This window comes from Hymenobacter koreensis, assembly GCF_039541855.1.
GTDB lineage: Bacteria > Bacteroidota > Bacteroidia > Cytophagales > Hymenobacteraceae > Solirubrum > Solirubrum koreensis.
The window spans coordinates 156,270-171,768 of record NZ_BAABHA010000010.1 but is presented as its reverse complement, the minus strand read 5'-3'; the positions used below and the strand labels follow the sequence as shown (position 1 = coordinate 171,768).

The 15,499-nt window shown below is 58.5% G+C and carries 12 protein-coding genes; 5 read left to right on the top strand and 7 right to left on the bottom strand.

Annotation, left to right across the window (positions count from 1 at the left end):
- Positions 1–77: 77 nt before the first annotated feature.
- A complete protein-coding gene (locus ABD903_RS14660; RefSeq protein WP_345225464.1) occupies positions 78–1,949 on the top strand; it encodes an LTA synthase family protein in 1,872 nt (623 codons plus the stop codon).
- Positions 1,950–1,986: 37 nt separating this feature from the next.
- Positions 1,987–2,367: a hypothetical protein gene (locus ABD903_RS14655; RefSeq protein WP_345225462.1), complete on the top strand. Its 381-nt coding sequence runs from the start codon at positions 1,987–1,989 to the stop codon at positions 2,365–2,367.
- 81 nt (positions 2,368–2,448) lie between these two features.
- On the opposite strand, the gene ABD903_RS14650 is transcribed toward ABD903_RS14655, so the two are convergent.
- Positions 2,449–3,165: a hypothetical protein gene (locus ABD903_RS14650; RefSeq protein ID WP_345225459.1), complete on the bottom strand. Its 717-nt coding sequence runs from the start codon at positions 3,163–3,165 to the stop codon at positions 2,449–2,451.
- A 338-nt stretch (positions 3,166–3,503) separates the two neighbouring features.
- Here ABD903_RS14650 and mtaB point away from each other — a divergent pair, with 338 nt between their 5' ends.
- Complete coding sequence (gene mtaB, locus ABD903_RS14645) at positions 3,504–4,853, top strand: tRNA (N(6)-L-threonylcarbamoyladenosine(37)-C(2))-methylthiotransferase MtaB (RefSeq protein WP_345225457.1); 1,350 nt, start codon at positions 3,504–3,506, stop codon at positions 4,851–4,853.
- 78 nt (positions 4,854–4,931) lie between these two features.
- Here mtaB and ABD903_RS14640 read toward each other — a convergent pair whose 3' ends face one another.
- Both ABD903_RS14640 and ABD903_RS14635 read right to left on the bottom strand, forming a co-directional pair.
- Entirely contained in the window at positions 4,932–5,537 is a 606-nt protein-coding gene (locus ABD903_RS14640) for a hypothetical protein (protein ID WP_345225455.1), read from the bottom strand.
- A gap of 802 nt (positions 5,538–6,339) precedes the next feature.
- Positions 6,340–7,581 carry an ABC transporter permease gene (locus ABD903_RS14635; RefSeq protein ID WP_345225453.1) on the bottom strand — a complete coding sequence of 414 codons (1,242 nt, stop codon included), beginning with the start codon at positions 7,579–7,581 and terminating at the stop codon, positions 6,340–6,342.
- A gap of 148 nt (positions 7,582–7,729) precedes the next feature.
- Between ABD903_RS14635 and ABD903_RS14630 the strand changes: the two genes are divergently transcribed.
- Positions 7,730–9,007 (top strand): asparagine synthetase B, encoded by a 1,278-nt coding sequence (locus tag ABD903_RS14630; RefSeq protein WP_345225451.1) that lies wholly within the window; start codon positions 7,730–7,732, stop codon positions 9,005–9,007.
- Positions 9,008–9,260: 253 nt separating this feature from the next.
- Positions 9,261–11,117, top strand: coding sequence for a glycoside hydrolase family 2 protein (locus ABD903_RS14625; protein WP_345225449.1), 1,857 nt, complete (start codon positions 9,261–9,263; stop codon positions 11,115–11,117).
- A 21-nt stretch (positions 11,118–11,138) separates the two neighbouring features.
- Here ABD903_RS14625 and ABD903_RS14620 read toward each other — a convergent pair whose 3' ends face one another.
- The 4 genes from ABD903_RS14620 to lpxK form a co-directional block, all read right to left on the bottom strand.
- A complete protein-coding gene (locus ABD903_RS14620; protein ID WP_345225447.1) occupies positions 11,139–11,606 on the bottom strand; it encodes a hypothetical protein in 468 nt (155 codons plus the stop codon).
- 81 nt (positions 11,607–11,687) lie between these two features.
- Positions 11,688–12,329: a MiaE family protein gene (locus tag ABD903_RS14615; protein WP_345225445.1), complete on the bottom strand. Its 642-nt coding sequence runs from the start codon at positions 12,327–12,329 to the stop codon at positions 11,688–11,690.
- Positions 12,330–12,386: 57 nt separating this feature from the next.
- Positions 12,387–14,336, bottom strand: coding sequence for a putative porin (locus ABD903_RS14610; protein WP_345225443.1), 1,950 nt, complete (start codon positions 14,334–14,336; stop codon positions 12,387–12,389).
- Positions 14,329–15,396 (bottom strand): tetraacyldisaccharide 4'-kinase, encoded by a 1,068-nt coding sequence (lpxK, locus tag ABD903_RS14605; RefSeq protein ID WP_345225442.1) that lies wholly within the window; start codon positions 15,394–15,396, stop codon positions 14,329–14,331. The genes ABD903_RS14610 and lpxK overlap by 8 nt, the downstream gene beginning before the upstream one ends.
- Positions 15,397–15,499: the final 103 nt, after the last annotated feature.

The window sequence follows — 15,499 nt, the reverse complement described above, 5'->3', positions numbered from 1 at the left end:
ACCGAACCACGGCTGGTCGGTTACAGGGGCAGCAGCAGCCCCAAGCCCTTACCTTTGCGCCTCGATTACTGCACCGCGTGAGAAACCGCCTGACCTTTCAGCCACGCTACTTTTTGTATTGGCTGTTGCTGTTCGCCCTGAGTCGAGCAGCTTTTTTAGTGTACCACTACGGCCTAACCGTAACCCTTAGCGGCGGCGAAGTAGTGCGCACCTTTGTTTACGGCGCTCGGCTCGATGCCTCCGCCGCCGCTTACCTGTGCTTTGTGCCCTTTGCCTTACTGATAGCCGGCAGTACGTGGAGACGACTGCCCGTAGGTAAACTAGTGGCCGCTTACACCGCCGTGGTGGGTTTGCTGGTGGCCCTCATGAGCACCGCCGACCTGGAGCTGTACCGGGCCTGGGGGTTCCGGCTGGACTCCACCCCGCTGCAATACCTCGGCTCGCCGGGCGAAATGGCCGCTTCGGCAGGCAGCGCGCCGCTGGGCGTGCTGGGTCTGGTTTTGTTGAGCCTGTTGCTGTTGGGCTGGGTGCTGTATCGGTGGCTGTTAACGCCGCTGCCGCCCCTGCCACCGGCTTTTCCACTCATTCGTGCGGTGACGGCGGGCCTTTTGTACGCCGTTTTGCTGGTGGTGCCGTTGCGCGGTGGCGTGCAGCAGATTCCCGTGAACCAAAGCGACGTGTATTTCTCGGCCGCGCACCCGTTTGCCAACCACGCGGCCATCAACGTTCCCTGGAACGTAGCGCAGTCGATGCCCCTGCGCGAGCTGCGCGAGAATCCCTACAACTACATGCCCGACAGCACCGCCGCGCGGATGGTGAGCGAGCTTTACAAGGTTCCGGCGCAAATAGCTGCAGATTCGGCCGCAGGCCTCGTTACCACGCCCAAGCCCAACGTGCTGTTCATCATTCTGGAAAGCTTCACGGCTAAACTCGTGGGGCACCTGGGCGGCAAAAAAGGCGTCACCCCAACCCTCGACAGCCTGGCCCGCGTGGGGGTTTCGTTTGAGCACCTGTACGCCAGCGGCGACCGAAGCCAGAAGGGCATAGTGTCGTTGCTGAGTGGTTACCCTACCCAGCCGAACACCAGCATCATCAAATTCCCGCGCAAAACGGCGCAGCTCCCCAGCCTGGCCCAAAGCCTGGGCAATGCGGGCTACAGCACGTCGTTTTATTACGGCGGCGAGCTGGCCTTTGCCAACATGAAAGCCTACCTGCTCAGCAGCGGCTACCGGCATTTGGTTGAGCGGCAGGACTTCGCGCAGAAGGAGCAAAACTCCAAGTGGGGCGCCCACGACCACGTACTGTTCCGCCGCGTGCTGCAGGAACTACGGCAACAGTCCAAACCGTTTTTCGCCACAGCATTTACCCTCAGCAGCCACGAACCGTTCGACGTGCCCGGCCAAAACCGCAGCTTTGATAACCAGGACGAAGAAACCTTCTTCCGCAATTCCGTGGCCTACACCGACCACACGCTGGGGCAGTTTCTGCAGGCCGCCCGCCGTGAAGCATGGTGGCCGAACACCTTGGTGGTTTTGGTGGCCGACCACGGCCACCAGCTGCCGGGCTGGATGCCGGTGTACGAGCCTCGCAAATTTCACATTCCGCTATTGCTGACCGGTGGCGCCTTAAATCCCGCCTACGCGGGCCGCTCCGTAGCCACGTTCGGCAGCCAGACCGATGTAGCCGCTACCCTGCTTTCCTCGCTGCGCCTGCCCACCACCGATTACCGCTGGAGCCGCAACCTGTTGGGCCCCGCACCAGCTGCCGCACCGGGCGGCTTTGCGTTTTTTTGCTTCACCGATGGCTTCGGGATGATGACCCCACGGGGCCGTACCGTATTCGATAACGTAAGCCGGGACCGGCTCACCACCGACCCGGTGCTACCCACCCAGCAGCGCCAGGGCCAGGCCTACCAGCAACGCTCGTTCGCCGATTTTTTGCAGAAGTAATCCTGCCGGGCCGCCCCTTTTCTAAACCATCCGAGCCGTGCGCCAACTCCTGTTTATATACAACGCCGATTCGGGCCTGGGCCATGCCCTGCTGGACGCGCTGCACAAAGTGGTGTCGCCGGGCACGTACGCGTGTTCGTTGTGCGGCATTACCTACGGCGCCACCCGCATGAAGCCGGAGTGGCGGGAGTTCCTGCAAACGCTGCCCGTACCGGCGCGCTTCCTCTACCGCGACCAGCTGGCCGATACCTATTCTGCCTTGTTGAGCCAGCCGCTACCCGCCGTTTTTTGGCAGGACGAGGCGGGCCGCACAACCTTGCTTGGTTCCGCGCAACAGCTGCGGAACCTGGACCTGCCCGGCCTGATGGCATTGTTGCGGCAGCGGCTGGCGCTGCTCGCGCCAGAGTTTAGGCGTTAATCAGGCGCAAAGCGCCACGCCTGCATTTTGACTAATCGCACCTGAACTTTACTTTCGCTTGGCCTACCAAGCTGGTAAGCTCTAGTGAGCAGTTTTCTTATCCTTGATGTATACGTACAGAGCAAATACTTTTTCAAAATGTGTTTGAGGCAGCTCAGACTTCATCGTTTGCAACAAGTTCTCCAATTGTGCGCGTGCGTTTTCGTAGAGTGCTGGCATCTGCTTGTTATCGATCTGGTCATTGCCAAACGCAGCTCCCGTTTTCACGATGAAAGAGTAGTTCGCAGGGTCGTACTCAAACACATGGGTGGTAAATTTATAGAACGTCTTGTAGATGTAGTGAAACCGGTATTGCTTTATGTTTTGGGGAATAAATTGATCAAGAGTCTTCAAAACTTTTACCATTGTCGCGCATCGATAAATGGTCGATTGCCACTCGGCTAAGTTGGACGGTCTTAAAAATTTGACCTCACAGCTTCTGCCACTTCGGCATTCCCATTCAGCGAAGACCTCCTCTAAGCTGCTATACGGCTGGAAGGCAAGGAACTCTTGGCGTGCACGTTCGGCCTCTACCCGTTGAAAATGTTCTTCGCTACCAGCCATTAACCGGCGCATAGTTCGCTCTCTTTTCTCCTTCATTTCTGCATTGTCCTTTCGGAACTGCTCTCTCCACGAGAGGGAAGAGTCTCTTTTACTAAGACCCATTTGTTCTCTCATTTCTCTATCTTGTTCCTTGTACCGTTCAGGCATTAATTCATCAATGCGGACAGCCTCCCCATTTTTACCGAACTCATCCATTATTTAGAACTTACTGAAGATCATAATCAAAAAGACTGAAAACAGGTAGTACAGAAGGGTAGTTGCCCTCTTGATTCGCTACTTATTGTTGAAGCTATATGAAAGTCTTTTAAAAACATCCAACAGCCCCTATAAAAGTATTGGGTTTGTAGGCTTCCCCATTTAGCGAGCCAATCAAAAGTAAATTTAACACCGTTTTGACCGCCTCAAGGCCCGTTGTCCTGCCTTAACCTCTTGCCCCACAAAGCACCTTCGGGCGGTTACATCTTGCTGCCGTTGCATAGCCCTACTGCAGTCGGAACCGGCAGCCCGCTCCGCGTTGTATCTTTGCTGGACTTATGAACACGCGCACCGTTGCCTTTTATACGCTGGGCTGCAAGCTCAACTTCTCTGAAACGTCGGCCCTGGGCCGGCAGTTTGAGGAGCGAGGCTTTGCGAAAGTAGCCTTCGAGCGGGGGGCCGATATTTACGTCATCAACACCTGCTCCGTCACCGACCACGCCGACCGCAAATGCCGGAAGGTGGTGCAGCAGGCCCTCAAGCACAACCCCGAGGCCTACGTGACCATTGTAGGCTGCTACGCGCAGCTCAAGCCGCAGGAAATAGCGGAAATACCCGGTGTACACGCTGTATTAGGCGCAGCCGAGAAATTCCGGCTGGCCGAAATTCTTGACGAAACCGCCTTCCGCAAGCCCGCCGCCGGGCAGCCCGGTCAGGTGTTTGCCTCGCCCATCAGCGAAGCCACCGAGTTTCACGCCGCCCACAGCTTCGGCGACCGAACCCGCACCTTCCTCAAAGTACAGGACGGCTGCGACTACTCTTGCTCGTTCTGCACCATTCCGCTGGCCCGTGGCCACAGCCGCTCCGGCTCGGTAGCAAGCGTGGTAGAGCGCGTGCAGCAGCTGGCCGAAACCGGCACCAAGGAAATTGTGCTAACGGGCGTTAACCTGGGCGACTTTGGCCTGCAAGGCCCGGAGCGCGAACGGCGGGAAACGTTTACCGATTTGGTTAAAGCACTGGATACTGTAACAGGCATTCAGCGTTTCCGCATCAGTAGTTGCGAGCCCAACCTGTTGACCGACGAAATTATCCGCACGGTGGCGCAGTCGCAACGGTTCATGCCGCACTTCCACATTCCGCTGCAGTCGGGCTCGAACAAAATTCTGGGCCTGATGCGCCGCCGCTACCGCCGGGAGCTGTATGCCGAGCGGGTGGCCCTTATCAAGCAGGTAATGCCGCACGCCTGCATCGGGGTCGACGTTATTGTAGGCTTCCCCGGCGAAACCGAGGCCGACTTTCTCGACACGTACCAGTTTCTGAACGAGCTGCCGGTATCGTATCTGCACGTGTTTCCTTACTCCGAACGCGAAAACACGCTGGCTCCCACGTTACCCGGCCGCGTGCAGGACCGGGTGCGCCACGAGCGTACGACCCAGCTGCGAAGCCTTTCCGAAAAGAAAAAGCGCCACTTCTACGAGCAGCACGTGGGCCTGGAAACCAAGGTACTCTTCGAAGACGACCTGGGCCCCGACGGCCGCATGGAAGGCTTCACGCCCAATTACATTCGGGTGGTAGCCAATTATGACCCGCTTTTGGTAGGCGAGTTGAAACCACTGCGCTTAACGCAAGTCAATGCAGCTGGCCTGATGGAGGCAGAGGAAATGGGCATTGAGGAGTTCGTCCACTAAGCCGGATTCAGTAGAGAAACGAAAATGGGCTAACGTACACGTTAGCCCATTTTCGTTTCTCATAGCCCCTTACAAGACTCAGCGCTGTTTTTGGAGCAAGTCCACCATTTGTTGCATCAGGCGCTGCTGCTCCAGTAAATGCTGGTTCCGCATTTCCGCCAACGCCAGCTGATGGCTAAGCTGTTGTGCGTACAGCGCGGCCTCCCACGATACCGCAGGAACAGCGGGTGCAGCCGCAACATGTGCCGGTGCACCGAATTCCTGGGGCGCAACTTCCTTTGTTGTTGCACCTGCATCTGCAAGAACGGGATTAGTAGGTACTTCAGCCGCTACTCGAATCGGAGCTTCCAGAGGCGTAGCAGCAGTAGATACGTTTGCTGCCGATGCAGCAACAGCCGGAGCTTCCGTAATTTTCCCGGCGCTAGGTGCGCCGGGTATAACGGCGAGGCCTGCAGAACCTTGCAACATTTGGCCAACACCCTGCATCAGCCAGTCTTTAGACACATTTGGGTATTTTTCAAACACCTTACACAAAAGATCAAAACCAGGCTTATTCCGCTCTTCTACTATGTGCTGAATAACGGTGGCCGTCTTATCCAAAGACATTGCAAAGGCATTCTTAGATATACCCAAATGAGAAATAAGCTCTGCGAAACGCTGCCCAACAGTTGTGGTCTTTGCCATACACCCAAATGATTATTTACACAAATCTATAACTTATTATGACAAACGCGAATGGTGTCACTTATACACTCTCCCTTCGCTGCGGGCAGCAGGATGGGTTTCAACGTCAGACGCTCAAACGGAAAGGTGTACGTTCGTCGGGCAGAAATTCAAGGTTTGGTCGAGACATCCTTATCGGGTGAAAAAGTAGCAGAGCGTTGGGGTTAGCGCAACTGTATATAATCTGGCCCCTCGTTATCCGGGGGCTATGTCAATGGCTGGCCCCGTTTGGGAGTCGTGCACCAGTCGCGCAGAGCTCAGATTTCGGTCACGTGCGCAATGGTAGTCGAGTCGCCGTTGTTGGCTGCGACGTGAGCAAACAGCCCATACGCAAATCAAAAGGGAGGTAGAGGGTGGCCGGCTCAGAGAGGCCTTGGTAGTAATATTGAGACTGTTGTTGTAACAAGAAATCCTGGTTCAGCAGCACTTCATAGGCGGTATCAGCAAGTCCGCAGCCCGCGCGCCAGCTTTTGGCATCTTCGCCGTAGCAGCCCGGGACGTCTGGTAGAGCTGCCACTGAATCTACCCTGCTGAAACCATCGGTCTACAGACAACAAAGCACTTGTCGGTTGCGTCAAGCCACGGCTGCATCGGGCAGCTTGAGTTGGGGTACTCGGAAACGGCCGGCGGCGCCTGCAATAGCCGCGGGGTAGACCAGAGCCCGACTGCCGGGCGCGTGCTGCCCCTGGATTTTCAGATTGCTTATGATGGGCGCTGCGGCAAGCCAATATTTCGGTCTGTGTTGCATCGGTCGGCCCCGCTCCTACTCGTAGCGCAACGACTCGATGGGGTCCAGAGCGGCGGCTTTGCTGGCCGGGTAATAGCCGGAGGCCAAGCCTACCGTTACGCAGATAATCAGGCCCAGCATCATCCACAGCCACGGCACCAGGAAGGTACCCTCGCCCACAAACAGCGACACGGCGTTGCCCATGCTTACGCCCAGCACAATGCCGAGCGCGCCGCCGAGTACGCAAATCACGATGGCCTCGATGAGGAATTGCTGCCGGATTTGCACCGCCGTTGCGCCCAGTGCCTTACGAATTCCTATTTCACGGGTGCGCTCCGTTACCGACACCATCATGATGTTCATGAGGGCAATACTAGCGCCCAGCAGGGTGATGAAGCCCACCAGAAAGCCACCGATTTTCAGGTTTCCCGACAGCGAATCCAGCTTGCTGGCCAGCGAGTCGCTGCTTTCCATCTCAAACGAATCTTCCTGCCCCAGCGCGTCTTGGCGCACGGCGCGCATAATGCCGCGGGCCTGGTCCATCACAAACGGCAGGCTTTCGGCGGTGGCCACGGCCGTTTTAATGTCGTACGTAAGAGCCTGCTGCCGGGGCATTTGGTTGCCGGTTTCGAGCGGAATCAGGGCGAGGCGGTCGGCGCCGCCGCCGCCTCCGGCACCGCTGCCACTGCGTTCGAGTACGCCCACCACCTGAAAACGCTGGCCCAGCAGGAACACGTATTTGCCCTCGGCCGAAGCGTTGCCGAAGAGCTTTTCCTTGACTTCGCTGCCAATGATGGCCACGTTGGCCCCGCTTTCCAGCTCGGTTTGCCCAAAGCTGCGCCCGACCGCCAGGTTATAGCTTTGGTTGCGCAGGTAGTTTTCGTCGCCGGCAATTACGCGGGTGTTGGGGTTGGTTTCCTTATCGCCGGCTTTGAGCTTGGCAGCGCCCGCAATGAAAGCCGACACGCCCACTTCCCCTTCGTCGCCGAGGCGTTGCTTGTACTGTTTGGCTTGCAGGTAATTAATGGGCGGATATTGTTTCCCGCGCACCCCCCCACGACGCATGCGGTTCGTATAGCCTTTGGCTTCGATGTCGAAGGAGTTGGCGCCGAGGCTGCTGAACGTGGCGTTCAGCGAGTATTTCATGGCATCGATGGCCGTGAGGATGCCCACAAGCGACATGATGCCGATGCTAACAATAAGCGCCGTTAGAACGGTACGCAGCAGGTTGCTGTTAATGGAACGGAACGCTTCCCGAATGTTTTCAAACCAATGCATACCCGCCGAGCCAAAAGACGTCTGTAGTCTTGAACAGGCGCCGCGACTGGCAAAACACCACACGCGGCCCGGCCGAAAGGTACTGGCTTTCGGTAAAACTCCTACCCGTTTCGCTACATTTGTTTAGGCTGCTTTTCCGCCCCGTCGCATGATTTTACTCCGCTCCTTTTTCTCAATTCTGCTACTGGCCTTGGGCCTGGGTTTGCCCCTAGCGGCCCGGGCCAGCCAGGTGCTCATTCCCATGGATGAGGCGCAGAAGGAACACCTTAAAGCGTACGGCATGGCCTACTGGCTGCTGGGCAAGCAAGTAGAAGTCGATTGGCTGCTGAACTACCGCGGCGGCGCCTTTTCCTGCCCGAACATGCAGGGCGTGGAGCAGGAGCTGGCTGTGCGCGGCGTTACTTACCAGGTTATTAGCGACGCGCAGTACAACGGCATCCTGGCTCAGATAGCCGAGCCCAACGCCAACATGGACGTGATGAAGCTGGAGAAAGCGCCCAAAATTGCGGTGTACACGCCCAAAGGAAAGCAGCCCTGGGACGACGCCGTGACGCTGGTGCTGACCTACGCCGAAATTCCCTACGAAGAGATTTACGACGACGAAGTGCTCGATGGCAAGCTGCCCAAGTACGACTGGCTGCACCTGCACCACGAGGACTTTACGGGTCAGTACGGCAAGTTTTACCTCACCTACCGCAACCGCCCCTGGTACCAGCAGCAGCAGCGCGACGCCGAAGCCGCCGCCAAGCGCCACGGTTTCAGCAAAGTCTCGCAAATGAAGGGCTCGGTGGTTACGCGCATGCAGGAGTTTCTGGCCGGCGGCGGCTTTATGTTCGCCATGTGCTCGGCCACCGATACCTACGACATTGCCTTGGCGGGCCTAGGCGTGGACATGGTGGAAAGCATTTACGACGGCGACGCCGCCGATCCGCAGGCCCAACAGAAGCTCAACTTCAACCGCAGCCTGGCTTTCAAGGATTTCACCCTGGAGCGCAATCCGTTGCAGTACGAGTACTCGAACATCGACATGCAGCCCTACGAGCGGGGCGTGGGCGAAGACAACGACTACTTCTCGCTCTTTACCTTCTCGGCCAAGTACGACCCCGTACCCACCATGCTTACCCAAAACCACACGAAAACCATCAAAGGATTTATGGGCCAGACCACCGCTTTCCGCAAAAGCCTGGTGAAGTCCGATGTGCTGGTGATGGGCGACAACAAGGCCTCTGGCGAGGTGCGCTACATGCACGGCGAACTGGGCAAAGGCACCTGGACGTTCTACGGCGGCCACGACCCCGAAGACTACCAGCACATGGTGGAGGAAGAGCCCACCGACCTGGCCCTGCATCCCAACTCCCCCGGTTACCGCCTGATTCTGAACAACATTCTCTTTCCGGCCGCTAAAAAGAAAAAGCAGAAAACCTGAGTTTGCCTCGGTCGGTTCGCATTTGAAACGGCTTCCGAAAACGTTCCGGCTATTCCTGTAATACCTCTCGCCCCGCCCGATGCCCTTGTTGGTTTTCCGGGTGGGGCGCGGTGCTTAAAGTGCTTACCCACGCGCTACTTTCTAACGTCTAATCGAAGACCAGCGGCGGCGTCGCGTTATTGTTGTTGAGGTTAAACTTCATCCGCGAATGCGCAATATTCGTTTGTAGTACCTCATCCACCGCACTTCTGGCATGAGCGCCGAACAACCGACCCCCAGCCTTCGTCAGCCGGCCGAAAACGGCCGCACGTCACTTAACCCGTTGCCCCGGGCTGTGTTGCGCACCAACAACTACGAGCTGCTTGATGGCGAGTGGCATTTCGCCCACGATGCCGAGGATACGGGCCTGCGCGAAGGTTGGCACCTGGGGCATCATTACGAGCACACGGCGCAGTGGCCAGGCTCGGTGGAAGACCACATGGCGGCGGCCAAAGGCCAGAACGCCCGGGTGTGGCAAGACGAGGTGGTGGCGTGGTACGAGCGGGAATTTACCCTTCCCGAACGCTCGGCGGCCCAGGCCAACTCCTTGTTCCAGCTCACGTTTGGGGCTTGCGGCTACGAAACCCGCGTGTGGCTGAACGGCCACCCCTTGCGCACCATTGAGGGCGAAGACGTGCACTACGGCGAGTACACGTCTTTCAGCTTTGAGTTACTGGAAGCGCACTTACGGCCCGTAAACCGCCTTACCGTACGCATTGCCGACACCATGGACGCCGAACGACCGCGCGGTAAACAGGAGTCGCACGTGTACAAGCGCGGGGGCATCTGGTACCAAACCCAAACTGGCGCGGTACGCTCCGTGTGGCTGGAACTGGTGGAGCGCAACCGCCTCCGTTCCCGCGTTGGCGTCGACAGCGTGATTGAAGACCAGTTGGTGCGCTTCACCTTGAGCACGCGCATTCAGGACCCCGGCCAGTACACACTGCGCCTGCAAGTATTCGAACGCGACGAGCAAGCCACCTCTGTGCTGGCCACCTCCGATTTTCCCCTGCGGCTGGAAGCCGGCCAGCGGCAGCAGCGCGTGGTTATGGAACTGGCCGGCGCGCAGCTTTGGTCGCCAGAAAACCCGCACCTGTACCGACTGGTAGCTCAGCTCATTGATGCCGACGGCCACGCCGCCCAGATTGAAACGTTCTTCGGACTGCGCAAAATTGAGTCGCGCGGGCGGCACGTGTATCTCAACAACCAGCCCGTGTACCTCGACGGCATTCTGTACCAGCCCGGTACGGCTACCTACGAGGAAATGCAGCGCCACTTTCACGCCATGCAGGCGCTCGGCTGCAACCTGGTGCGGGTGCACATTGCCGGCGTCGATCCGCGCATTTACAACCTGGCCGACGAACTGGGTCTGCTGCTGTGGGTGGAGGTACCCAGCCCACACAGCTCCACGCCGCGCAGCCGCGCCAATCACCGCGCCGAGCTGCTGCGCATGCTGGCCTTAATCGAGTCGCACCCCTCGGTGGTTATCTGGAGCCTGTACAACGAGGACTGGGGCGCGCAGGACATTGCCACTAACCCCGGCACCCGGCGGTACATCGTGGACCTTTACCACTACATGCTCATCGAGCACCCGCAGTTTTTGGTGGTCGATAACGACGGCTGGCAGCACATTTCGCAGGAAGGTCGACTGAAATCGGACCTGTTAACCGCGCACCTTTACACGCCCGACCTCACCCGCTGGCAGGAGCTACTCGACCGGCTGGTAGCAGGCGAGTTTGAAGGCACGGCAGCTTTTCCGCTGGTTATTGGCGACCCTTTCTTCTACCGCCGCCAAAAACCCTTGGTTGTAAGCGAATGGGGCGGCTTTGGCTTCCCCGATTACGGTGGTCCCCAGGACGCAGCCACCCGCACCGCTGCCATTCAGGCCTTTAAACAGGAATTGCGCAAGCGGCCCATTGCCGGCGACGTATACACCCAGGCCACCAACATAGAGGACGAGCGCAACGGCCTGATCGATCCGCACACGGGCGAATTAAGCGTGCCTGAGGGCCTGCTGAATTCGCGCAATAGCCTGCCAACTGATCCGCCCGCAGGCGATAATCAGCCCTGAATTTTTAACCCAGAAGGGCCTTTACCGGTCCAGACGCAGAATCCGGCGGGCTACTTCGGGTAAATCGGTAGTTTTTTCCGGGGCTACGCCCATCGTTAGCTGCACCACCACGGGCTGGCCTTTGGCTACGCCGTAGAGAATGATTTCGTACGCCATACCAGTTGCTTCGGTGGGGTAGCTCAGGCGGTAGCCCTTGGCAGGCATGTCGAGAATAAAACCGACCAGGGGTTCCTGCTCGGCTTTCTTGTGGTCTTTTTTCACCACCCGCGCCGCTTCTTCGGCGGCCGCCCCCATTTGGGCGTAGTTCAGGTACGCCCAACGCAAGCTGTAATCGGTGCAGCGCAGCTCGTAGGAAGATGCCGCCGTACAGCCCGCAGACACGGGAATATCCAGGCCGCAAAAGTTCAGCGCAGGAGCCTGGTTCTGTCCGAACGCGGCTGTTACGCTGAAGAAGCCGAGGATAGCAGCGAGCAGGACAAGTTTTCTCATGGATTGAGGGCAGATAAATTAGGCTAATGTACCGAAAGTGAGCCAACCGCCACAAGCTTTTCACTCCTGTCCCACCGCTGCTTAGTGCATCCGGTCGTCGCGCACGGGTAAGCTGGTCACAATTTCCCCCTCAATTTTCAGCAGTTCCTGCAGGCGGGCATCTACGTCGGCTGGGGTGCAGTACTCCTTGGCCAGGTCCACGTAGGCCACAAAATGTCCCGCTTCGGAAACCATTAGCTCGTAGTAGAATTTGCTGAGCTCGGGGTCGGGAATGTGTTTCCAAAGCAACTTAAACCGCTCACAGCTACGCGCTTCTATTAGGGCCGATACCAGAAGCTGATCCATGAGCTGCCGCTCGCGGGAGCCGCCTCGCCGCACGTGCTTAAGCAGTTCCACCACGTATTCGTCGCGGCGCGGGCGGCCTAGCGGCAGATTGCGCTTGCGCAGTTCCTGCAGCACCCGTTCGAAGTGGCTCCACTCTTCCGCCACCAAGTCGGTCAGTTCGTCAACCAAGCGGGTTTTCTCGGGGTAGCTCACGATGAGCGAAATGCCGGTGGAAGCGGCCTTCTGCTCGCAATACGCGTGGTCGGCCAGAATGTCGCCGATGTTCTTACTGGCAATATCAACCCAGCGCGGATCGGTGTTGAGCTTGAGCTTCAGGATGGTTTTCTCGCGCTGCTGCGCAACGTCGGCCGCAGGCAAGGAATGAGAATGGGCGGTCATGATCGGCTAAAGCAAAGAAAGAAGTTACCTGACATAATTAATCTACTGGACAATGCCTTAATCGAAGAAATTCCAGCGGATTCCCAGTTGAAAATTACGCGGATTGCCAGTGTAGTAGGGCGCCGTGAAATACCCGTTGCGGTACAGCCCTTGGTTGATGTAAGCCATTTTCAGAAACACCGACACGGTCTTGATATCGGCCGTTACAAAGGCATCGATAACGGAATAACGGCGCGAGGTGAAGAAGTCCTGCACGTAGAACTGCTGAATGCTGGGCGCGTAATCGTAGGGCTGCCACCGGTCCTGGAAGTAGGTTTCGAGACCTATCTGGCTGAACAGCGCGCGTTTAAACAAGTACCCTTCGGCGTACACCTTCAGGTTGGCTACCACCGCCGGAATACGCAGGCCCTCGCCGTCGCCGCCCTGGGTAACGACCACCTGATTATCGGTGTGCAGCACGCCGTAGCGCAGCTGATGCCGCAGCGTGCCAATGAGCAGCTGCTTGCCGGTATTCAGCTGCTCAGGCTCGGCCAGCTGGTTGTAAAACACCAGGTTGTTGATGTTCGCCACCGCAATAGAAGCCAGTAACTGCTGCTGAACCCGGGCCTGTGCCCCCCCAATGCGCTGGTTAAACGACACGGTAAGCTGGTTGGTCAGCGTATTCGAGAACCGGCTTCGGTTATCCCAGCGGTAGTGGTTGCTCTCCGTATAAGTTTCGGTGAGCGAGGGCGCGTAGGCCGAGCTCAGCAGCTCGGCCCGGAGCGGCCCGAAGCGCATGGAGCCCCGCAGCCAGTACTCATCGAAAAACTTGTATTCCCCGGCGGCTTCCACATCAAAGATTTTCTTCCAGCGAAAAGCCACGCTGCCGCCGGCAAACAATTGCGTTCCGCTGCGGTCGAGCGAGGATTTCAGGTTTTCACCGGTGGAGTCAGTGGTGTTGTTCCGGGTATCCAGGCTCCAGTTACGCACCCGCCCATAGAGCCGGTACTCGAGAAAATCGGTTCGCCCCAGCAGGCCGCCGGTATTTTCGAACTGTTTGTAGTCGGTGCGGTCGTCGGTACGGCGGTTGCTTAAGAGTTGCGCCGGGTAAAACTGCGTAGTATCGGAAAGCGGCCGCAGGGCTTCGTCGAGGTACCGGTTGTACTGCCGGCTCCAGTCGAGCACGTGAAAGGCGGTGAGGCCGCGCCCCACCAGGTTGTACGTGTGCGCTAAGTGAAACCGGTCCCGATTATCGGTATTGGTGGCATTTGTCAGGCGCACCGCCTCCAGGTTGTAGCTAAACAGGCCCTCCAAAGAATCGAGCCGGTCGCCGGTACCGGGTCGAATGCCCCCCTGCTCGGCTGCTTCATGCCGCCCCGTGTAGTAATGGGCGAGCATCTGGTAGCGGTTGTCGCGGGTTTGGTAGCGCCCGAACAGCAGCAGGTTGGTGTGCCGGGTGAGTCCGTCGTCGCGAAAGGCAGGAGCCAACTGCTTGTTCGACGAAATTCGCTCGTAAACAATGCCCAGGTTGGCCGTTTTCTTGATGCTACGGCTGTAGGAGCCCTCAAAAACCGACTCGCCCGCCCCACCTTGGATAAAGCGAAAAAACGAGAACGGGGACCGGGTGTCGTAGTACGGCACCGCGTTCGGGCTGCGGAAATACCGATTGAATACATCACGCCCCAAGCGGGCCCCAATGTTGGTATTTACTTCCCACAGAAGCCGGCGCGAAGCCGTACCCAGCGTGCCTAAATTTTGTTGAAACGTGCTATCATATACCCAATTACGACTCTGCTGAATACCGTTGATGGTGGTATCGAGCGGAGCGCCATCCGGAAGATTGCGGAGTACGTTGGCTTCGCGCACAACCAAGGTTGTGCGCGGCCCGAACAGCACCCGGGTGGTATCATCGATGATTTGGGCCCGCAAAGCGACGGGCAGTAAAGCCAGTATTACCAACAGCCCCGCCCGGCGCCACGGCGCCACCGGTACACAACACAACAAGCGAAAAAGCGCGGAATCAGGCAACGGTACGGGGTATAAACAGCGGGGCGAGAAGCTTTTGCAGGCGCTGGGCGCCGTCGGCAAGGAAGCGCACCCGAATGGGAACGTAAAATAACGGCAAAAGCGCCACGGCAGTACGCAGCGTTGGCTCGAGCAGGCGGGCAGCGTCTTTTTGCGTGGTCAGCACCACCTGCCCGGGCGCCAGCGAATCGGCCACGGCCATCAGCTCGGCCGCCGTGAAAGCATGGTGGTCGGCAAAGCGGTGGTGCTGCGCCAACCGGTAGCCGGCGCCGCGGAGGTAGTCGATTAGCGGCTGGGGCTGGGCAATGCCCGTTAGTAGCACGGCTTCGGCCCCCGGTTTGGGCCCGGAGCCGGCTGCGGAGCCCGAAACCGCCACTGGATTTCCGTATTCGTAAGCTGAAAACAGCACCGGTACGTTGGAACGCGTGTATCGGTGTACCGCCGCCGCCGCCTCACGTCGGGCCTGTTCGGACCAGGTTGGCGGGCATTTGGTTACGACCACGACATCGGCGCGGCGGGCTCCCCGGCGGCTCTCGCGCAGTCGGCCGGCGGGAAGCACATGATCTTGCCAGAACGGCCGGGCCTGTTCGGTGAGCAGTACATTCAGCGAGGGTTGAACGCGGCGGTGCTGGTAGGCGTCATCGAGAACTACCGCACTGATTTTCAAGGGCAGCGTTTCCAGTTCAGCCAGGCCGTGCCGCCGGTCTTCATCGACCACCACGGGCACGGCGCCCGCAAACTCGTGGTAATGCTGCCAGGGTTCGTCGCCGATGGTAGCAGCTGTATCGGCGGCAGTAGCCAGCCGAAAGCCGCGCGTGTCTCGGCCGTAGCCGCGGCTGAGAATGGCGGGTTGTTGCCCCGCATCCAGCAGCAGTTGCACCAGCCAGGCCACGTGCGGGGTTTTGCCGGTGCCGCCCACGCGCAGGTTGCCCACGTTAATCAGCGGCACGGCGGCGGCGGTAGTGGCCAGCCACTCTGTGTCGTACAACCAGTTACGCACGGCTGCCACTCCGGCGTAGAGCCAGGAAAAGGGCAGCAGCAGCAGGGTCAGCAACGAAGGCATGGACGGGGTTTCAAGCGGCCGCAACGGGGCGAACGGCCGGCAAAAATACGTCAATTGGCCGCGTCTAAGCCCAAACCCCAAAAATCAGTTTCGTATGCCCACT